Source organism: Streptomyces sp. NPDC026092, assembly GCF_040638605.1.
Classification (GTDB): Bacteria; Actinomycetota; Actinomycetes; order Streptomycetales; family Streptomycetaceae; genus Streptomyces.
The window spans coordinates 1-19,886 of the sequence record NZ_JBEZYN010000010.1 but is presented as its reverse complement, the minus strand read 5'-3'; the positions used below and the strand labels follow the sequence as shown (position 1 = coordinate 19,886).

16 protein-coding genes and 2 pseudogenes are annotated in these 19,886 nt (G+C 70.8%); 9 read left to right on the top strand and 9 right to left on the bottom strand.

Annotated elements, in window-relative coordinates; all coding sequences use genetic code 11:
• Window positions 1–50 precede the first annotated feature (50 nt).
• Window positions 51–614, top strand: a complete 564-nt coding sequence (locus AB0F56_RS18140) for a WHG domain-containing protein (protein WP_362010363.1) — start codon at window positions 51–53, stop codon at window positions 612–614.
• Window positions 615–624: 10 nt separating this feature from the next.
• Here the strand turns inward: AB0F56_RS18140 and AB0F56_RS18135 are convergent, their stop codons facing one another.
• The 6 genes and pseudogenes from AB0F56_RS18135 to AB0F56_RS18110 all read right to left on the bottom strand — a co-directional run bounded on the left by AB0F56_RS18135 (window position 625) and on the right by AB0F56_RS18110 (window position 5,153).
• Window positions 625–1,122 (bottom strand): helix-turn-helix domain-containing protein, encoded by a 498-nt coding sequence (locus AB0F56_RS18135; protein ID WP_362010360.1) that lies wholly within the window; start codon window positions 1,120–1,122, stop codon window positions 625–627.
• Between the two features lie 108 nt (window positions 1,123–1,230).
• Window positions 1,231–2,292: an LLM class flavin-dependent oxidoreductase gene (locus AB0F56_RS18130; protein WP_362010357.1), complete on the bottom strand. Its 1,062-nt coding sequence runs from the start codon at window positions 2,290–2,292 to the stop codon at window positions 1,231–1,233.
• Window positions 2,292–2,816, bottom strand: coding sequence for an SRPBCC family protein (locus tag AB0F56_RS18125; protein ID WP_362010354.1), 525 nt, complete (start codon window positions 2,814–2,816; stop codon window positions 2,292–2,294). The genes AB0F56_RS18130 and AB0F56_RS18125 overlap by 1 nt, the downstream gene beginning before the upstream one ends.
• Window positions 2,817–3,054: 238 nt before the next feature.
• On the bottom strand, window positions 3,055–4,554 hold the full coding sequence (locus tag AB0F56_RS18120; RefSeq protein WP_362010351.1) for a SulP family inorganic anion transporter: 1,500 nt from the start codon (window positions 4,552–4,554) through the stop codon (window positions 3,055–3,057).
• A 65-nt stretch (window positions 4,555–4,619) separates the two neighbouring features.
• Window positions 4,620–4,700: pseudogene (locus tag AB0F56_RS18115) on the bottom strand (carbonic anhydrase); the annotation flags it as partial.
• 69 nt (window positions 4,701–4,769) lie between these two features.
• Window positions 4,770–5,153: a hypothetical protein gene (locus AB0F56_RS18110; protein ID WP_362010348.1), complete on the bottom strand. Its 384-nt coding sequence runs from the start codon at window positions 5,151–5,153 to the stop codon at window positions 4,770–4,772.
• A 528-nt stretch (window positions 5,154–5,681) separates the two neighbouring features.
• Between AB0F56_RS18110 and AB0F56_RS18105 the strand changes: the two genes are divergently transcribed.
• Window positions 5,682–6,857, top strand: a complete 1,176-nt coding sequence (locus AB0F56_RS18105; RefSeq protein WP_362010346.1) for a DNA gyrase subunit B — start codon at window positions 5,682–5,684, stop codon at window positions 6,855–6,857.
• Window positions 6,858–6,989: 132 nt separating this feature from the next.
• Here the strand turns inward: AB0F56_RS18105 and AB0F56_RS18100 are convergent, their stop codons facing one another.
• On the bottom strand, window positions 6,990–7,508 hold the full coding sequence (locus AB0F56_RS18100) for a hypothetical protein (RefSeq protein WP_362010343.1): 519 nt from the start codon (window positions 7,506–7,508) through the stop codon (window positions 6,990–6,992).
• Between the two features lie 59 nt (window positions 7,509–7,567).
• Here AB0F56_RS18100 and AB0F56_RS18095 point away from each other — a divergent pair.
• Window positions 7,568–7,633: pseudogene (locus AB0F56_RS18095) on the top strand (DUF6368 family protein); the annotation flags it as partial.
• A 27-nt stretch (window positions 7,634–7,660) separates the two neighbouring features.
• Here AB0F56_RS18095 and AB0F56_RS18090 read toward each other — a convergent pair.
• A complete protein-coding gene (locus AB0F56_RS18090) occupies window positions 7,661–9,280 on the bottom strand; it encodes a nitronate monooxygenase (RefSeq protein ID WP_362010340.1) in 1,620 nt (539 codons plus the stop codon).
• 289 nt (window positions 9,281–9,569) lie between these two features.
• Window positions 9,570–10,322, bottom strand: coding sequence for a YwiC-like family protein (locus AB0F56_RS18085; RefSeq protein WP_362010337.1), 753 nt, complete (start codon window positions 10,320–10,322; stop codon window positions 9,570–9,572).
• A 343-nt stretch (window positions 10,323–10,665) separates the two neighbouring features.
• Between AB0F56_RS18085 and AB0F56_RS18080 the strand changes: the two genes are divergently transcribed.
• From AB0F56_RS18080 to hemG, 6 genes are read left to right on the top strand one after another with little or no spacing between them, the layout of a single operon-like run.
• Window positions 10,666–14,334 carry a nitrate reductase subunit alpha gene (locus tag AB0F56_RS18080; protein ID WP_362010334.1) on the top strand — a complete coding sequence of 1,223 codons (3,669 nt, stop codon included), beginning with the start codon at window positions 10,666–10,668 and terminating at the stop codon, window positions 14,332–14,334.
• Entirely contained in the window at window positions 14,334–15,872 is a 1,539-nt protein-coding gene (gene narH, locus AB0F56_RS18075) for a nitrate reductase subunit beta (protein WP_362010332.1), read from the top strand. The genes AB0F56_RS18080 and narH overlap by 1 nt, the downstream gene beginning before the upstream one ends.
• A complete protein-coding gene (gene narJ, locus AB0F56_RS18070) occupies window positions 15,869–16,495 on the top strand; it encodes a nitrate reductase molybdenum cofactor assembly chaperone (RefSeq protein ID WP_362010329.1) in 627 nt (208 codons plus the stop codon). Before narH ends, narJ begins: the two co-directional genes overlap by 4 nt.
• Window positions 16,495–17,220, top strand: a complete 726-nt coding sequence (narI, locus tag AB0F56_RS18065) for a respiratory nitrate reductase subunit gamma (protein ID WP_362010878.1) — start codon at window positions 16,495–16,497, stop codon at window positions 17,218–17,220. The genes narJ and narI overlap by 1 nt, the downstream gene beginning before the upstream one ends.
• Entirely contained in the window at window positions 17,217–18,401 is a 1,185-nt protein-coding gene (locus AB0F56_RS18060) for a TIGR04053 family radical SAM/SPASM domain-containing protein (RefSeq protein ID WP_362010327.1), read from the top strand. The genes narI and AB0F56_RS18060 overlap by 4 nt, the downstream gene beginning before the upstream one ends.
• Window positions 18,389–19,780, top strand: a complete 1,392-nt coding sequence (gene hemG, locus AB0F56_RS18055; RefSeq protein WP_362010325.1) for a protoporphyrinogen oxidase — start codon at window positions 18,389–18,391, stop codon at window positions 19,778–19,780. Before AB0F56_RS18060 ends, hemG begins: the two co-directional genes overlap by 13 nt.
• The last annotated feature ends 106 nt before the right edge of the window (window positions 19,781–19,886 follow it).

The window sequence follows — 19,886 nt, the reverse complement described above, 5'->3', positions numbered from 1 at the left end:
GTAAGCCCGGTGCGATATCTTGTCAATGACAAGTTGAGAGGATCGCGCCTGTGCCCAAGAGCGGATACCACCATGGAGATCTCCGCCGGACGATCGTCGCCGCCGCCGTCGCGGCGATCGACGAGTCCGGCCTCGACGGGTGGAGCCTGCGCGAGCTCGCTCGCCGCGCGGGGGTCTCCCACGCGGCGCCCGCCCACCACTTCGGCGACAAGACCGGCGTCCTGACCGCCATCGCCACCGATGGGTTCACGCTGCTCGCCGACGCCCTCGAAGCCGCGGAGTCGGACTTCCTCGCCGCAGGCCTGTCCTATGTGGACTTCGCCGTCAACCATCCGGTGCACTTCGCGGTGATGTTCCAGCCCAGCCTCTACCACGCGGACGACGAGGCCCTCCAGCAGGCGGAAACGCGCGCCGGTGACGCGCTCCGCAAGGGGGCCGGCGCGGCGGCCGCCACCTCGAACGATGCCCCCGAGCACACCACACTCGCCGCGTGGTCCATCGCGCACGGCTTCGCGAATCTGTGGATCAGCGGGGCGCTACGACCGGCACCGGGCGCCGACGCCGTCGACGCGGCCCGCCCGGTGCTGCGGATGCTCCTCAAACGGTCGTCGTGAAGGAGCCTTCTCAGGTGGTGAAGCGGCGCCGGATGTCCGGGCGTTCGGCGAGGTGCTGGGGGTAGCCGGGGCCGAAGCGCGGGCGTGTGTCGTCGGCCGTCATCGGCTCCTTGCAGGAGGCGCAGACGACCTCGGCGTCGCCCTCGTGCCCGCAGCGGTCGTGGTGGAAGACCACCGGCGGCCCCTGCTCGCCGCTGAGCCAGCGGTTGCCCCAGGTGTTCATCGCGGCGAGCACACCGAAGAAGTCGCGGCCCTTCTCCGTGAGGACGTAGTCGTAGCGCACCGGCTCGTGCTGGTAGGCCTGCTTCTCCATGAGGCCTTCGTCGACCAGGCGGCGGAGCCGGTCGGTCAGGGTGTTGCGGGCGATGCCGAGCTCCTGCTGGAACGCGTCGAACCGCTTGATCCCGTAGAAGGCCTCCCGCAGGACGAGCGGCGTCCACCAGTCCCCGAGCATGTCCATGGTGCGCGCGACGGAGCACGGCCAGTTCGCGAAAGAGGTCCGCCTCATGAGCTCAGCATAGAGGTCTCATGACGGGACTCAGCAGGTCGCCCGCGTTCCTGGACGCACCCGCCGCGCGCGGGCCCTCTGACTCTCGGGCTCGGGCTCGGGCTCGGACTATCGGGCCCCCTCGGCTTCCATCTCCCGTACCAGGTCGAGCGCTCGGCCCAGAGTGGTCAGCCGGGCTTCCAGCGTCTCGCCGGCGGGGTAGAAGCGGATGGTGTCGACGCCGGCGTCGCGCCACACCCGCAGCCGGTCCCGCACCATGTCCTCGGTGCCGATGAGCGTCGTACCCAGGACCATCTCGTCGGTGACCAGATCCGCCGCCCCGTCCCGGTCGCCGGCCTGCCAGCGTTCGCGGACCTCGGCGGCGACGTCGGCCCAACCCTGGCGGCTGTACGCGCTGTTGTAGAAGTTGGTGCTCGCGGAGCCCATGCCGCCGAGGCTGAAGGCCAGTTCCTTCTTCCGGCCGGCCACCATCGCACGCAGCGCGTCCTCGTCCTCGGCGAAGGCCACCTCGGCGCCCTGGCAGATGTCGAGGTCCGCGCGTGAGCGGCCGGAAGCGGTGAGGCCCGCGTCCAGGTGGTCGAAATAGGCCTCTTTGGCGCCCTCGGGCACGAAGCTCGTACCCAGCCAGCCGTCGGCGATCTCGCCGGTCAGGTGCAGCATCTTCGGCGAGAGGGTCGCCAGGTGGATCGGGATGGGGTGCTCGGAGCGGACGGCCACGCGCATGGGCTTGGCCTCTCCTCCAGGCAGCGGGATCGTGAACTCCCTTCCGGTGTACGAGACTTTCTCCCCCGCTGCGGCCTGCCGCACGATCTCGACGGTCTCCCGCATCCGTGACAGCGGCCGGTCGAAGGGCACGCCGTGCAGCCCTTCGATCACCTGCGGGCCGGACGGGCCGAGCCCAAGGAGGAAGCGCCCCTGGGAGATGTGCGACAGGGTGATCGCCGCGCGGGCGATGGCCACCGGCGTACGGGTGGCGAGCTGGATGATCCCCGAGCCGAGGAGCATGCGCTCCGTCCTGGCGGCGAGGTACCCCAACGGCGAAGGCGCCTCCGCGCCCCAGGCCTCCGCCACCCAGCAGATGTCCAGGCCCAGCTTCTCCGCCTCGGCGACGAAGTCCACCGTCTCCTGCCAGTCGGCCCCGGACGCCTCGATCGTGGTCGACGTACGCATCACACATCCGCCTTTCCGGACTCTTCCGCGAGCTTCTTGATCGCCGTGAGCGTGGCGCCGATGTTGGCCTCGAACTCGCGCATCCGCACGAAGACGATCTTCTGTTCCTTCTCCGGCATGCTGTCGATGGCGACGGACAGACCCGAGCGGCCCGGCCCCAGCTGCATCCACTGCCGCAACAGCGTTCCGCCGTCCTCGGGTTGGAGGGTGAACCGCCAGATCGCCGCGGGCTGTTCGGGGTCCTCGACCGCCCAGGCGAACACCCCGGGCGGCTCGCACTCCACGACGTGGGAGGTGGTGGCCCATTCCCCCAGCGCCTCGTGCCTGCTGCGGCCCACGAAGCGGGCCCCCGGGGCGGGTCGTGTCCCGCCGTCCAGCCACTCCACCGACTGCAGCTCCGCGCTCAGACGCGGCATCAACTCGATGTCGGAGACCAGCTCCCATACCCGTTCGGGCGGGGCGGCGATCCAGATCGGCACCTCGACCGTCGGCTTGTCCGCGTAGCGTGTGCCTGTCCACTCCATGGGCTTGTCGCCTCCTACGTTCCGTAGTTGAAGTCACGTCACGAGCAACCGCGCTGCGGGTCAGGCGAGTTCGTACCGCTCACCGGTGGGCACGCGGCGCATCGGACGAAATCCACGGCGCCCAGCATCGACTAGTGAGTCTATCTAGGCAACTCTTCTGGTCATTGACTTACGGCAGACATGGGAGGACCGCGAACGGGGGCGACGCGGCGCGCGTCGCCCCCGTATGCCCACCGGTTCAGTGCGGGCTGCTCACCGAGCCGGCGGACGCGCCCTCGGCGCGGACGGCCTCGGCGTCGGCGCCGCTGTGCCGTTCGGCCCACGTCTCCAGTGCTGCCCGGCAGGCGTGGTCGAGGTGGTGGACCCCGGAGAGATCCAGGACCACGCGTCGGTCGGCGGGCAGGGCTTCCAGGCTGTCGAGTATCTGCGGCAGCCGAAGGAAGGTGACCGTCCCCTGGAGCCGTACGCGGACCGCGCCGCGCCCGTCGTCACTGTGCTCGATCCGCAGGTGCGAGGCCTCCCAGGCGGCCTTCGCGACCGACAGGACGAGGCCGATCAGGACGCCCTCGAACATGCCGACCGCGACGATCGCCGTCGCCGTCGCCACGAGGACGAGGGCCTCACCCCGGTGACGGTGCCAGAGTGTCATGACGCCCTTGAACGGGATGAGCTTCCAGCCCGCGTGCACGAGGATCCCGGCCAGCGCCGCCAACGGGATGTACGCGAGGACGGCGGGCAGCAGGGCGACGAAGAGCAACAGCCAGACACCGTGCAGGACTCGGGACGCCTTCGTCCGGGCGCCGGCCTCGACGTTGGCCGAGCTGCGCACGATCACCGCGGTGAGCGGCAGGGCACCGAGCAGGCCGCAGAGCGCGTTGCCCGAGCCCTGGGCGACGAGTTCCTTGTCGTAGTCCGTCCGCGGTCCCGAGTGGAGCCGGTCGACCGCCGCCGCGCTGAACAGCGACTCGGCGGAGGCGATCAGGGCGAACGCGAGGACCGTGCCGAGGAGGGCGGGATCGGCGAGCGACGAGAGGGCCTCGACGCCCGGCAGATGGACGGCCTCCAGTACGCCGCTCACCCGCACGGTCTCCACCGGAAGGCCGAACACGGCGGTCGCGAGGGCGGCCAGCAGGACCGCCACGAGGGCCCCGGGCACCGCCCGGGCCCGGCGCGGCAACCGCCGCCAGCCGACGATGACGAGAACGGTGCCGGCCCCGAGGGCGAGCGACACAAGGGCCGTACGGCTGCCCAGCGCCCCGACCAGGGCGCCCGGCAGGCCGGTCAGCTTGTCGAGACCGGAAGCCGGGGCGGGCAGGCCCGCCGCGGCGTAGAGCTGCCCGGCGATGATGATCAGGCCGATGCCGGCGAGCATGCCCTCGACGACGGAGAGGGAGATCGCACGGAACCAGCGCCCCCACCGGAGCAGACCCATGGCGATCTGCAGCAGGCCGGCCACCAGCACGATGACCCCGAGCGCGGGGAGGCCGAAGGCCCGGACCGCCTCGAGGACGAGCACGGTGAGCCCGGCGGCGGGTCCGGAGACCTGAAGGCTGCTCCCCCGCATGAGGCCGGTGACGATTCCGCCGACGATGCCGGTGATGAGGCCCAGTTCGGCGGGGACACCCGAGGCGACGGCGACGCCGAGGCAGAGCGGGAGGGCGACGAGGAAGACGACGAGCGAGGCGGCGAAGTCCTGCCGCAGGAAGGGGAACGAGAAGGAGGGGAACGAGCGCGGCATCCGAACGTCCCTCCTCACAGCGCGGACCAGCCGCGCAGCCGGCGCAGGGGGGTGGTGGCATCGGTCGGGGACTGGCCCGCGGTGGGTGGGGCGAACTCCTCAGGGCGCTGTCCGAGTCGGCGGGCGTTGTCGATGAGGGGCTGCATGAATGTTTCCTCCTGGCGCGCCGTGGGGGCGCGTCGGGCTGACAGGTCGGCGCGGAGTGGTGCCGCCTGTCAGCAGAGGAACACCTGGAGGGCGGAGGGTTCGTGGGCGGCGAGGGGTCTCGGCCGAGTGTCCGGGCCACCGGCCGAGGGATGCGTGAGCGGCGGTGAGGTGCGGGCGACGAGCGGCGGCGGGCCGGGAGGGCCTACCGGCGCGGTGACGGCCCGCCGCCGGTCACGAGGGAGGACGGAGCCCCTGGGCGCATCGACCTCGCCGCCCCCGGCATGCGCGGACTCGTACGCCACGGCCGACGCGGCCTGCTGGACACGAGGCTGCTGGAGTTGGGGCACCACGGGCCCGGCGGCGGAGGTGGGCAGGACACACGTGCCGCAGAGGAGCGCGAGGACGAGAAGGAGCGTCGCGCGCAGGGCCACGGACACGCGGGAGGAAGACATCGCGAACACACCTCCCTCCGGTCGCGCCATCACCAAACTTCACCAAAGCAAGCCCAAGGGCGAGTCAACGAAGAGTAATGCGCCCATGTGGAGGGCACGCCGCAACACCCGTGGCGTACGAAGGTTTTCGAATGGAATCAGCCTGATGTTGACGCGAACGGCAGCGTCGGAAGGGGTCCACACGCCGAGAGTCCGTCAGGTCGAGCCCTGCGTGGCCCGTCCTCACGGCCGTCGATGGAGGCCACCACGTAGCCGTACGCCGCGCGGCGCCGACCGAATTCTCGCGCGAGCTCCGTCACCGGACACCACAGAATCGGAGGCCTCGAGGCTGCCGAAAATCGGCTCGGCAGCGGGATTGCCGGCACCTCGGGCGCCCTCCGACCGGCGTTCGTGAGCCCCAGGCCGTTCGACTCCTGACAGGCCGCCACCCGCCCACCCACGACCCCGACAAGTAGGCTCTGACCTGGTGTTTTCCGCCCAACTCTCTAGGCTGGAGGCTGCGCTGGACACCCGTTGGAGGGGGACTTCATGAGTGACGCCACGAATCCGTACACGGCCGCCCACATTCAGGTGTGGGAGGGGCTGGAGGCCATCCGGAAACGCCCAGGGATGTACGTGGGATCGACGAGTGAGCGAGGGCTGCACAACCAGGTGTACGAGGTCTCCGACTGGGCGGTGAACGAGGTTCTCGCCGGTCGTGCCCACCACGTCGATGTCACGCTGGAACCCGGCGGCTGGGTGCGGATCGCCATCGATGGACCCGGGATTCCTGTCGAGGCCGCCGGGCACGCGGGTGGACCTGCTCTCGAAGAGCTCCTGACTCGGATGCACGCGGGGCCGCGGCGCGACGGCCACCGTTTCGTGGAGGTGGGCCTCTGCGGCATGGGCCCCTTCGTCGCCAACGCCTTGTCGAGCCGTATGACGGCGGAGGTCCGGCGCGAGGGGGTGCGCTGGGTACAGCACTTCGACTGCGGCACTCCAGCCGGCCCACCGTCGGCCGAGGGGCCCACAAAGGGAACCGGAACCGTCATTGCGTTCCGACCCGATGCCGACATCTTCGGTGCGGCGGAGTGCTCGTTCGACGCGCTGGCGAAGCGCTACAGAACATTGGCCTTCCTCAACCGCGGCCTCAGCATCTCCCTGACCGACCGTCGCCCTCCGAGCGAGCGATCGGAACGGTTCCTCTTCCCGGGCGGTGCCAAGGACTTCGTCGCCTTCATCGCCGCGCAGGCCGGGACATCCGATGCGACGAACGTCTTCGGCTTCGAGCACGAGGATGCTCGGATCGCCGGGTCTGTCGAGGTCGCCCTGATGTGGAGCCGCACCCTCACGGGCGGCATCCATGGCTTCGCGAACAGCAAGCCAACCCCGGGGGGCGGGACGCACGTGGCGGGCTTCCGAGAGGGGGTTGCGGCAGCGATCAACACCTTCGTACGAGACAGGCAGCTGCTGTCCGAGACGGATACCGATCTCACCCCTGACCAGATCTGCGACGGCCTCACCGCGGTCGTCTCGGTGAAACTCGACCGTCCCGAGTTCGCGGGCGCCACACGCGGCATCTTGGGCAATGCCGAAACGCACGAATCCGTCGCATCGGCCGTCCAGGAGCGGCTGGTCACGTGGTTGGCGGAGAACCCACGTCTGGCCTCGGCCGTCGTAGGCCGGATCGCCGCCGATCCATGGCCAGGGCCGGCTGGGGCTTGAGCCTCGGTGGCGAACGCGGGATCCCCCATGGCCGGGGGCCTCGGCCGTGGACCACTTGGGCGTGACCCCCTACCCGTCTTCTGCCTGGCGGGCCATCTGCTCACGCGGAGCCGCCCCGGTACTCCCCGACACCTACCGGCCCACAGTGCTCCAGTCGGCGGGCGCCGGCGGCACCGAGCGGCCTGCGGCGTGTTCGCGGAGGCGCCGGGTCAGTTCCGGCAGGTCAGAGGCCGGAAAGCTCACCTGGAGCAGTTGCTGGCGGAATCGCGAGGGGAGATCCTCGTCGAACATGGCCGCGTCCATCGGCTTGATCGTCACGTCCCATGCGTCCGGGGCTGCCCAGTGCGTCATCCGCACGTAGAACGCATCCCGCGGACCGGCGTTCGCGACGGCGGAGAGGAAGGCGAGTCCGTCGTCGACCGCGAAGTCGATGAGCATCCATCCACGCCGGGAGTCCACCCACTCCGCCATGTGCGGTAGCTTCTCCGGCCAGTCCGCGTTGCTCTCCGCGAGATCCTGACAGCAGGTCAAGGTGTCGTACCCGCACTCCCAGATCGCCTGGATCGTGGGGGCGAGCTGCTCGTCGATCCGGGCTTGGCGGCCACCCACCTGGACGGGAACGGTTCGGTGCGTGCCTTCGTAAGAGGTCATCGCAGGAGCATAGGAGCGGGGTACGACAGAGAGGCTGGCGCCGCCCCCTCCGGGCCGAGCACGTGGGCGACCGGGACTTCCTGAAGGCTTGGCTCGGCCACCCCGGCTTCCGCATGATCAAGTAGGAATGGCGGCTTCCCTCTGCTGCGACTTCAACCGCGAGCGCCCACCAGCCACTCCACGACATCCGACGCCGTGTACTCCTCGCCGCTCGGGCTGAGGTCGTTCAGGAAGTCGAGGTCCTGGCCGAGGGTGACGACCGGGGCTTCCACCGTGCCGCCGGGGCGGCGTTGGCCGAGGCCGATCGTGGCGAGGAGTCCGTTGCACAGGCAGAGCTTGCCGTCGGTGGCCGCAGGGTCGCCGCCCTTGCGGACGTAGGCGGCCTCCGGCTCGGCGGGGCAGCGGTAGCCGATGCCGCCCTTGGGGGTGCGGTAGGGCGTACGGAGGTAGGCGAGGTCGCAGACGCGGCGGCGGTTCTCGGCCGCCGTGGGTTCGGAGAGGGTGCCCGGCAGGTCGGCCACCTTGAAGGGGAAGGCCGTCGGGGACGCGGACGGGTTGTTCCGCACCTTCAACGTGCCTTGCCGCGCACGGGACGTGACCTCCGTACGCAGCTCGGCCGTCATGCCGGAGTCCTCGCACAGGGCGAAGGCGCTGCCGACCTGTACCCCCGCCGCACCGGCCGCGCGCGCCGCGGCGAGCCGCTCGGGGTGGGCGGCGCCACCCGCGAGCCAGTAGGGGATGCCGAGCGCGCTCATCTTGGCGAGGTCGGGCATGTCGCGCGGGCCGTAGATCGGGTTGCCGTCGTCGTCCAGCGTGAGCGCACCTCGCGGCGGGGCGCTGTGGCCGCCGGCCCCATGGGTTTCGATGACGAAGCCGTCGGGCTTGGTGGCCTCGTCACGGGCGAGGTACGAGGCGAGGACGGGCAGCGAGACGATGGCGAGCACGTCGGGCCGCTTGAGCCCGGCCACGACGTCCGCGCCCAGGCTGCCGGCCACCACATCCGCGCCGAGGCTGCCGACCGGTGTCGGCCGCGCGCCTATCTCCACCGCCTGAACCCGGCCCTCCCCTGCCTTACGCCCCTTGCCCGCGCCCCCACACGCACACGGCCCCTCGCCACCGCCGCACTGGGACTCGGACCCGGCCGCTGGAGCCGGCAGTTCCGTCTCCAGCAGCGCTCGCGGGTCGAAGTGGTGCTCGTACGCCGCTTCGTCGCCGTCGACCGCGATCTTCACCGTCACGGGCTCCGCGCGGGACAGCCGAGTGGCCAGGTCGGGAATGTGCCCGGGAACACCGGCGCCCACGAGCACGTGGTCGACGCCGGCCAGGATGGCGCCGAACAACGCCGGGGCTAGGGCTAGTTGGATCTTCTCCAGGTAGTTCACGCCGACGAGTCCGTCGTGACCCTCCTTGGCGAGCCATACCTCGACGAAGTTGCCGATCACGGTGAGCAGGTCCGCCGCCTCACCGCGTTCGACGCGCAGCATCGGCTCCGTGAGGAAACGTTCCCCGTCGGGGAGGCCGCCGGGTACGTAGTAGCGCTCCAGGACGGCGGCCGCCAGGGCCGGCACCGGGAAGGCGGCCAGCGCGCGGCGGACGTCCCCGTCGGCGTCTCCGAGCTGGAGCCTGCGGGCGAGGACGGTGCCGAGCGCGGTGCCGGAGACGACGCCGAGCTGTCCCGTACGGGAGACGGCACGCGCGAGCTGCCAGCCGGACACACCCACCCCCATGCCGCCTTGGATGACCTGGGGCAGTGCTGCGTTCGTCGTCGGCATGGGGCTCTCATCGCTCTCGCCTCGTCACCTACGGAACCGTAGGTTCTCCATGTCCTCATTGTTCGGCATATCGGAGAGGACCGTGGGCGTCGAACGGCCCCACTGGACGGGACCAATGGCCTGCGGGACCCCTTGGGTCGTTCCAGACCGCTCGCAAATGGACCACGACAACGACACGAGCCCCTTCGATGTACGGGTCCTCGCTGGGCCATAGGTCGTCCCGTGTCGCATCAATGACCAACCGGGCAGGCAGGTCCAGTGACTGCCCGAACCATCAGGGAGACACGCTCTAGCCGTACGCGACCACCACCGCTGTCAGTAGCAGTACGGACAGCACCACCTCCACGGCCCCCACCGCCGCCGGCCTCATCCTCCCGAGCCGCGGCATCACCAGCGCCCTGGCGAAGCAGACCACGAAGAACGCCGTGAGCCAGGGTGAGAGGCAGAGCCAGGCCACCGCGAGTGCCGCACCGTGGAACAGTGCCGACGCCCAGCCGTACGCACGGCTGTCGCGCTCGCGGATCATCGTCTTCACGTACCAGACCGTGCCGATGAAGTAGAGGAGGCAGGCCAGCGCGGGCAGGCCTGCCTGTACCCACGTACCCCCGCCCAGCAGCACCGCGACCGGGAGTACTCCGCACGCGGGGACCACCGCTACGAGGCCGTTGACCAGGGCTCGCTCGCGGTTGGCCCGTGCGTAGCAGCAGTTGACCGCGAGGAGCGGCAGCGCGCAGGCGGCGGCGAGGAGCAGCCACGGGGCGTGGATGACGAGTGCCGCGGCGAGAGGGAGGAGGGCCGCTGTGAAGACCAGGGCGGGGCGCGTGTGGCGGCCGGCGGCCCGGGGGTTGCGGGAGTGGCGGCGCAGGCGCAGCCACTGCTGGGCGTGGAAGAGGGCCATGTACGTCAGCAGCCACGCGGCCAGCAGCACGGCGTGCCAGGGGCTCGGCTCTGCCAGCAGCATCCCCGCGAGCAGCGGCACGAGCAGCATCGCCCAGGCGCCGTGCTGTTGCGGGAGCCATCGGCGCAGGGCACGCGAAGCCATCCGGTCCATCCCCTCAGGTGCGTTGTCGATGCGCCGCCCCGAACCCTCGCGGTCGTACGGTCGCCGCCTTTCAGGCTGACTGGTCGGCCGTACGGCGTGCAGGTGCTGTGGGCCCGCCGCCGAGGGGCGAAGGTCCTGCGTGTGAGGTGACCGGGGTCCCACCAGGTGGCCTTCGTACGTCCTCGGGACCGGAAGGTTGCTCCATTGGGCCCGGGGTGACGGGACCAATGGCGGCACAACCCCTCACATACCCCTCATAGGCTCACCAGGTCGTGGCCGCGCGGCGCTCATGCCCCGTCGAGCACGACCCAGGCGCATTCGCACATGCTCAAGAGGAGTCCCGTTGCAGAAGAAGCAGGGCGGTGACCCCGCCGACCTCCTGATCAAGGCCGGACGGTTCTTCAGCCGCGACACGGTCTCGGACGACCTGCGGACGGTGACGCGCACCGGCGGCCGTGAAGCGGAGTCGTTCTACCGGGACCGCTGGAGCCACGACAAGGTCGTGCACTCGACGCACGGTGTGAACTGCACCGGCTCGTGCCGGTGGAAGGTGTACGTCAAGGACGGCATCATCACCTGGGAGACGCAGGCCACGGACTATCCGAGCGTCGGCCCGGACAGCCCCGAGTACGAGCCCCGCGGCTGCCCGCGCGGCGCCTCCTTCTCCTGGTACACGTACTCGCCGACCCGCGTGCGCTACCCGTACGTCCGCGGCGCCCTGCTGGAGATGTACCGCGAGGCGAAGAAGCGCCTGAAGGACCCCGTGCTCGCGTGGGCGGACATCCAGAACGACCCCGAGCGGCGCCGCCGTTACCAGATGGCGCGCGGCAAGGGCGGCCTGGTGCGGGCGACTTGGGACGAGGCCGTGGAGATCGTCGCGGCCGCCCATGTCCACACCATCAAGCAGCACGGGCCCGACCGGGTCGCCGGCTTCTCGCCGATCCCAGCGATGTCGATGGCCTCCCACGCGGCCGGCGCCCGCTTCCACTCGCTGATCGGCGCGCCGATGCTGTCGTTCTACGACTGGTACGCCGACCTGCCGGTCGCCTCACCTCAGGTGTTCGGCGACCAGACCGACGTACCGGAGTCGGGTGACTGGTGGGACGCCGCGTATCTGATGATGTGGGGCTCGAACGTTCCCGTCACGCGGACCCCGGACGCCCACTGGATGACCGAGGCGCGCTACCGCGGCCAGAAGGTCGTCGCCGTATCCCCGGACTACGCGGACAACACCAAGTTCGCCGACGAGTGGATGCACCCGCACCCCGGGACCGACGGCGCGCTCGCGCTGGCGATGGGGCACGTGGTCCTCAAGGAGTTCTTCGTCGACCGGCAGACGCCGTTCTTCAGCGACTATGTGCGCCGGTTCACCGACCTGCCGTTCCTCGTCACCCTCAAGGAATCGGACTCCGGTCTCCTCCCGGACAAGTTCCTCACCGCCGCCGACCTCGGCCAGGACGTCGAGAACGCCGAGTGGAAGCCGGTCCTCCTCGACGACGCCACCGGGGATCCGACGGTCCCCAACGGGACGCTTGGTCACCGCTGGAGCGACGGCGACAAGCCCGAATGGAACCTCGACCTGGGCGATGTCGTGCCCCGGCTGAGTCTGTACGAGGCCGGCGGCGACGGCACCGAAGGTGACCGCGCCGAAGTCGTCCTGCCCCGCTTCGAGGAGGGCGCGCCCGGCACCGTGACGCGTGGGGTGCCCGTGCGCCGCGTCGGTGGCCGGCTCGTCACGACCGTGTTCGACCTGATGCTCGCCCAGTACGCGGTCGGGCGCCCGGGCCTTCCGGGGCAGTGGCCCACCTCGTACGAGGACGCGACGACGCCCGGCACCCCCGGCTGGCAGGAGACGCTGACCTCCGTTCCCGCGGCCCAGGCCGTGCGCGTGGCGCGCGAGTTCGCCGACACGGCGGAGCGCTCGAACGGCCGCTGCATGATCCTGATGGGCGCCGGCACCAATCACTGGTTCCACTCCGAGACCATCTACCGCGCCTTCCTGGCCCTCCTCACCCTCACTGGCTGCCAGGGGCGCAACGGCGGTGGCTGGGGCCACTACGTCGGCCAGGAGAAGTGCCGCCCGGTCACCGGCTGGGCCACTCTCGCGGCCGCCTCCGACTGGTCGCGTCCGCCGCGTCAGATGATCGGCGCGGGCTGGTTCTACCTGCACACCGGGCAGTGGCGCTACGACACGCTGCCCGCGGAGTCGCTCGCCGCGCAGACGGGTGAGGGGCGCTTCGCGGGGATGTCGGGCGCGGACTGCCTGGCCGCGTCGGCGCGCATGGGCTGGATGCCCTCGTACCCCACCTTCGACCGCAACCCCCTGGAACTCGGCGCGGGTGAGGACCCTGTCGCAGACGCCGTGCGGGAGCTCAAGGCGGGCACGCTGAAGGTCGCCGCCGAGGATCCGGACGCCCCGGAGAACTGGCCGCGCGTGATGACCGTGTGGCGGGCCAATCTGTTCGGCTCCAGCTCCAAGGGCAACGAGTACTTCCTCAAGCACCTGCTCGGGACGCACTCCAACCTGCCTGCGGACGGCCCTCGTTGCAGCCCGCGCGACATCCGGTGGCGGGACGAGGACGTCGAGGGCAAGCTCGACCTGCTGCTGTCGCTCGACTTCCGGATGACGTCGACGACCCTGCTTTCGGACGTGATCCTGCCGGCGGCCACCTGGTACGAGAAGCACGACCTGTCGTCCACCGACATGCACCCCTTCCTGCACGCGTTCACGCCCGCCATCGACCCGCCGTGGCAGGCCCGTACGGACTACGACGCCTTCCTGACGATCGCCCGGCGCTTCAGCGACCTGGCTCGCGAGCACCTCGGCGTACGCAAGGACCTGGTCGCCACCGCCCTCCAACACGACACCGCGGGCGGCGAGATGGCGCAGCCCGGTGGCGTCGCCCGGGACTGGGCACGCGGCGAGTGCGAACCGGTTCCCGGCCGCACCATGTACAACCTGACCGTCGTGGAGCGCGACTACGGCGCGGTCGGCGAGAAGTTCGCGGCCCTCGGCCCGCTCGTCGACACGCTCGGCGTGACGACGAAGGCGGTCACCTTCGACGTCGGCGAGGAGGTCGCCCATCTGCGCGCGAAGAACGGCGCGGTACGCGGCGGTGTCGCCGACGGCCGGCCGCGCCTGGACACGGCGCAGCGCGCCTGCGAGGCGATCCTGAGCCTGTCCGGCACCTCGAACGGTCGCCTCGCCACCCAGGGCTTCCACACCCTGGAGGCCCGTACCGGACAGGAGATGGCGCACCTGGCCGCCGAGCACGAGGGCAAGCGCATCACCTTCGCCGACACCCAGGCCGCTCCGGTGCCGGTCATCACCTCACCGGAGTGGTCCGGCAGCGAATCCGGAGGCCGTCGCTACACCGCCTTCACCATCAACACCGAGCACCTCAAGCCCTGGCACACCCTCACCGGCCGGCAGCACTTCTTCCTCGACCACGACTGGCTGCACGAGGTCGGCGAGGCCCTGCCCGTGTACAAGCCACCGCTGAACATGCACCGCCTGTACGGAGAGCCCGAGCTCGGCTCGGTGACCGACGGGCGTGAGGTGGCGGTGCGGTTCCTCACCCCGCACAACAAGTGGGCCATTCACTCCCAGTACCAGGACAACCTCTACATGATGACCCTGGGCCGCGGCGGTCAGACCGTCTGGATGTCGCCGCACGACGCCGAGGCGATCGGGGTCCGGGACAACGAGTGGGTGGAGGCCGTCAACCGCAACGGTGTCGTCGCGGCCCGCGCGATCGTGTCCCACAAGATGCCGCCCGGCACGGTCTACATGAACCACGCCCAGGAGCGCACGGTCGGTGTGCCGAAGACGGAGAAGACGGGCCGCCGCGGCGGCATCCACAACTCCCTCACCCGAATCATGATCAAGCCCACCCATCTCATCGGCGGCTACGCCCAGTTGACGTGGGCCTTCAACTACCTGGGCCCGACCGGGAACCAGCGTGACGAGGTCACCGTGATCCGCCGTCGCAGCCAGGAGGTCGACTACTGATGCGTGTCCTCGCACAGATCGCGATGGTCATGAACCTCGACAAGTGCATCGGCTGCCACACCTGTTCCGTCACCTGCAAGCAGGCGTGGACCAACCGGCGCGGCACCGAGTACGTGTGGTTCAACAACGTCGAGACCCTGCCCGGCCAGGGCTATCCGCGCCGCTGGCAGGACCAGGAACGGTGGAAGGGCGGCTGGGAGCGCACCCGCTCCGGCCGGCTGCGGCTGAAGGCGGGCGGCCGGCTGAAGCGGCTCGGCACCATCTTCGCCAATCCGGATCTGCCGACGGTCGACGACTACTACGAGCCGTGGACGTACGAATACAAGAACCTGACCGATGCCCCGGCGGGCGACGACATGCCGGTGGCGCGCCCGTACTCGCAGACGACGGGCCTGCCGATGGACACCATCGAGTGGGGCCCCAACTGGGACGACAACCTCGGTGGCGCCCCCGAGCACGGGGCGAAGGACCCGCTGGTGGAGCAGGTGCGCGACCAGGTCGGCGAGCGGATCCGGTTCGAGTTCGAGCAGAGCTTCATGTTCTACCTGCCGCGGATCTGCGAGCACTGCCTCAACCCGGCGTGCGTCTCCGCCTGCCCGTCGGGCGCGATGTACAAGCGCGAGGAGGACGGCATCGTCCTGGTGGAGCAGGACCAGTGCCGCGGCTGGCGGATGTGCGTCAGCTCGTGCCCGTACAAGAAGGTCTACTTCAACCACGCGACCGGCAAGGCCGAGAAGTGCACCTTCTGCTTCCCGCGCATCGAACTGGGCATGCCCACCATCTGCTCGGAGACGTGCGTGGGCCGCATGCGCTACCTGGGCGTGATGCTGTACGACGCCGACAAGGTCGCCGAGGCCGCGGCCGTCAAAGACGAACACGACTTGTACCCGGCCCAGTTGGAGTGCTTCCTCGACCCGAACGACCCGGCGGTCGCCGAGGCGGCGCGGGCGAGCGGGATCACCGACGAGTGGCTCGACGCCGCCCGCCGTTCCCCCGTCTTCGACCTGATCCGCACCTATCAGGTGGCGCTTCCGCTGCACCCCGAGTACCGCACGATGCCCATGGTCTGGTACGTCCCGCCGCTGTCCCCGGTGGTGGAGGCGGTCGCCGCGACCGGCCACGACGGCGAGGACGCGGGCAATCTGTTCGGCGCGATCGACAACCTGCGCATCCCCGTCGAGTACCTGGCCGCACTCCTCACGGCGGGTGACACGTACCCGGTCGAGGCGGTGCTGCGGCGGATGGCCGCGATGCGGGCCCATATGCGCAGCCGGAACCTGGGGGAGGAGCCGGATCCGGCGATCGCCGACGCGGCACGGCTGACGGGCCAGGAACTGGAGGACATGTTCCGGCTGCTCGCCGTCGCCAAGTACGAGGACCGTTACGTGGTCCCCTCGGCGGCGCGGGCGGACGCGGACGCGCTGGCCGACTCGCACCCCCTCGACGGCTCGCAGCCTCTCGACGGCGACTGCCCCGTGGCCTCCGCCCCCGGGCAGCCCGTCCTGCTCAACCTTTCCAGGACCCGGAGGTCCTCATGACACCGCACGCACGGATCCGGCTCGCGGCCGCCCGGCTGCTGGTCCACCCCGACGAGCAGATGTACGGGGAACTGCCCCTCCTGCGGGAGCTCACCGCGCAGGTGGAGATCCCGGAGCTGACGCGGTTCCTGGCCTTCGTGGAGGGCGAGCGGCCCCTGGACCTCGCCGCGCACTACACCTCGGTCTTCGACACCCGCAACCGCCGGTGTCTGTACATGACGTGGTGGACCGACGGCGACACCCGCAACCGCGGCCTGTCCCTGGTGGGCGTCCAGCGCACCTACCGCGACCACCGCCACCGCTTCGACGGCGGTGAACTGCCCGACTTCCTGCCCGTGATGCTGGAGTTCGCGGCCCTGGAGGAGGAGGCGGGCACCGCGCTCCTCGAGGAGCACCGGGCCGGCCTCGAACTGCTCCGGCTCGCCCTGACCGACCACGGCACGCCGTACGCACTCCTCCTGCAGGCCGTCAGCGCCACCCTCCCCGGCCCCATACCGGCCACCCGTGAGGAGGCCAAGGCCCTGGCCCGCAAGGGGCCTCCCCGCGAGAGCGTCGGCCTCGAACCCCTCGGCCCCGGCGTCGACCTGCCCTGGCCCAAGCTGCCCGAAAGGACCTCGGCATGATGGACCTGCTGCTGTGGGGCGTCCTGCCCTACACCGTCCTCGTCCTGCTCGTCGCGGGCCTGGTGTGGCGGGGACGCCACGACCGGTTCGGCATCACCACCCACTCCTCGCAACTGCACGAGTCACGGCTGCTGAGGATCGGCTCGCCGCTGTTCCACTTCGGCATGGCGTTCGTCGTGGTCGGCCATGTCGTGGGCCTGCTGATCCCGCAGAGCTGGACCGACGCCGTCGGCGTGGACGACCACCTGTACCACCTCCTCGCCGTGAGCACCGGCACGCTGGCGGGCGTCGCGGCGATCGCCGGCATCGGCATCCTCGTGTACCGCCGCCTCAGAGTGCCGGCCGTGCGCCGCGCCACGCTGCGCAGCGACCACCTGATGTACACGGTCCTGATCGGTGCGATGCTGCTCGGCCTGACCGCCACCGTCCTCAACTCGGTCGGGGCGACCGGCGAGTACAACTACCGCGAGGGCATCTCGGTCTGGTTCCGCTCCCTGTTCGTCCTCCAGCCGGACTACGCGCTGATGGCCGGCACCCCTCTCGCCTTCAAGCTGCACATCCTCTTCGGCTTCGCACTCATCACCCTCATCCCGTACTCGCGCCTGGTCCACATGTTCACGGCCCCGGTGCGCTACCTGTTCCGGCCGTACGTCGTCTACCGGCGCCGCGACCCGCGGCAGCAGGCCCAGCGGCCGAAGCGGCGGGGATGGGAGCGCGTCTCATGAGCCGCGCCATCCGCTCACCGCGCCACAGCATCGCGGAGCGACCCTTCATCGTCATCTGGGAGGTCACCCGGGCGTGCCCCCTCGCGTGCCACCACTGCCGTGCCAGCGCCCAGCCGGCCCGCGACCCGCGCGAACTCGACGGCGCCGACGCTCGTGCCCTCATGCGCCAGGTCGCCGCGTTCGGTCGCCCCGCGCCCCTGTTCGTGATCACCGGTGGAGACCCGTTCCAGCGGGAGGACCTCAACGAGCTGATCTCCTACGGCACTTCGCTCGGCCTTCGCGTCGCCGTGTCCCCCTCGGGGACACCCACCCTGACCCGCGCCAACCTTACCGCCGTCCGCGACGCGGGCGCGGTCGCCCTGTCCTTGTCGGTCGACGGCTCCACCGCAGCGCGGCACGACGCCTTCCGCGGTGTCGACGGCGTGTTCCAGTGGACGGTCGACGCGTGGCGCGCGGCCCGGGAGCTGGGCCTGAAGGTCCAGATCAACACCACCCTCACCCGGCACAGCCTTCACGACCTCGCGGACATCGCGGCCCTCGTACGCCGCGAGGGCGCCATGCTGTGGTCGGGATTCCTCCTCGTGCCCACCGGCCGCGGCGCCGGCCTGGACGCGCTGACGCCACAGGAGGTCGAGGACGCCCTGCACTTCCTCTACGACTGCGGATCCGTCATCGCGACGAAGACCACCGAGGCCCATCACTTCCGGCGCGTCGTGCTCCAGCGCACCCTGCACGAGCAGTGCGGAACCCGGCCCGCACTCGGCCCGCTGCACCGCCGGCTCACCGCGCGCGCCGACGAACTGCGCCTCTTCGACGGACCGCACCGCGGCGTCCGCAGGCCGCCCATGGACGTGTCGTCGGGGCGCGGCTTCGTCTTCGTCTCCCACACGGGTGAGGTGCACCCGAGCGGCTTCCTCCCCGTGTCGGCCGGAAACGTCAAGGACCGCCCCCTCACCGACCTCTACCGCACCTCCGACCTGTTCACCTCCCTGCGCGAGGTGGGGAACCTGCGGGGTGCCTGCGGGCAGTGCGAGTTCAACCGGCTGTGCGGCGGCTCCCGTTCGCGCGCGCACGCCGTGCACGGCGACCTGTTCGCCACCGACCCCTGGTGCGCCTACGAGCCCGGCACCTTCCTCCACCGGACCGAACTGCAGGAGGTGCTCGCTTCATGCGCACCGTGACCGTCATCGGCGGAGGCATCAGCGGCCTCGCCGCGGCCTGGGCCCTGCGCGACACCGCCCACGTGGTCGTCCTCGACACCGCGCCCCAGGTCGGCGGCAAACTCCGTACCGGACACGTCGCAGGCGTCCCCGTCGACCTCGGCGCGGAGTCGATGACGGCGAAGCGGCCCGAGGCCGTGCGCCTCGCCGAGGACGTCGGCCTCGCCGACGCGCTGTGCACACCACGGCCCGCGCCGGTCACCATCTGGAGCCGTGGCACCCTGCGCACGATGCCACCCGGGCACGTGATGGGGATCCCGACCCGGCTCGACGAAGTCGCGGCCTCCGGCCTGCTGTCCGACGACGGGATGGCACAACTGCGCCGCGCCGAGGACCTCGTACCGCCGACGACGTCGACGGATGTGACCGTGGGCGAATATCTCAAGCCCGTATTGGGTGAGGAGGCGGTGGAGCGGCTTGTCGCGCCGCTGCTCGGTGGCATCCACGCGGGTGATGTGAACCGTCTGTCGCTCGCCTCGGTGATGCCCCAGCTGGCCGCGATCACCCAGGACGGTGAGCCGCTGCTCGCCGCACTGCGCCGCAAGGTCTCCACGAGCGGGAACGTACCGCGTCCCGCGCCGGTACGGGGCATAGCCGGAGGCCTGGGCCACTTCGCACAGGAGGTCGCGCGGGCCTCGGGCGCCACGGTCCTGACCGGCACCACGGCCCTGGCGCTGGACACCGAGCCACGGGGAGCCGGCGGTTGGCGTACGCACGCGGCGACGGCCGACGGTCTCCTCACCATCGACTCGGACGCCGTGGTCCTGGCCCTGCCGGCCCACGGGGCCGCGCCTCTGCTCCGGCCGCACGCCCCTCTCGCCGCCGAAGCCCTGGCCGGGATCGATCACGCGACGAGCGCGGCGGTCACCCTCGCGTTCAGCCGGGACGGGACGACTCCGGGCGCCCTCACCGAGCGCAACGGATTCCTCGTACCCCCAGGCGAGGGAGGCGCCGTGAAGGGCGCCACGTTCCTGTCCACGAAGTGGAGCTGGCAGTCCGACGCGGCACCGGACGTGTTCCTTCTGCGCGCGTCGCTGGGCCGGGCGGGCAACGACACGGTGTCGTCGCTCACCGACCGGCAGCTGATCCGGGCCACCTTGGCGGACCTGACCGCGGCCGTCGGCCCGCTCGGCAGCCCCCTCGCGACAGAGGTGACCCGTTGGGACAGGGGCCTCCCCCAGTACCACGTGGGCCACGGCGAACGGGTCCGCCGCATACGAGGCGGTCTCGCCGGGCATCCGAACCTGGCCGTGTGCGGAGCCGCGTACGACGGGGTCGGCGTCTCGGCGTGCGTCGCGAGCGGCTTCACGGCGGCGCGGGCGGTGATGGGCGGGCTCTGAGTGCGTCGGATACGCGGCAGGCCCCGCCCCTCCGTGAGGAGGGGCGGGGCCTTGCGGGGTGCTGCGTGTGTTGCCGGCGCTACATCGTGCGGTGGCTGGGAGTCGG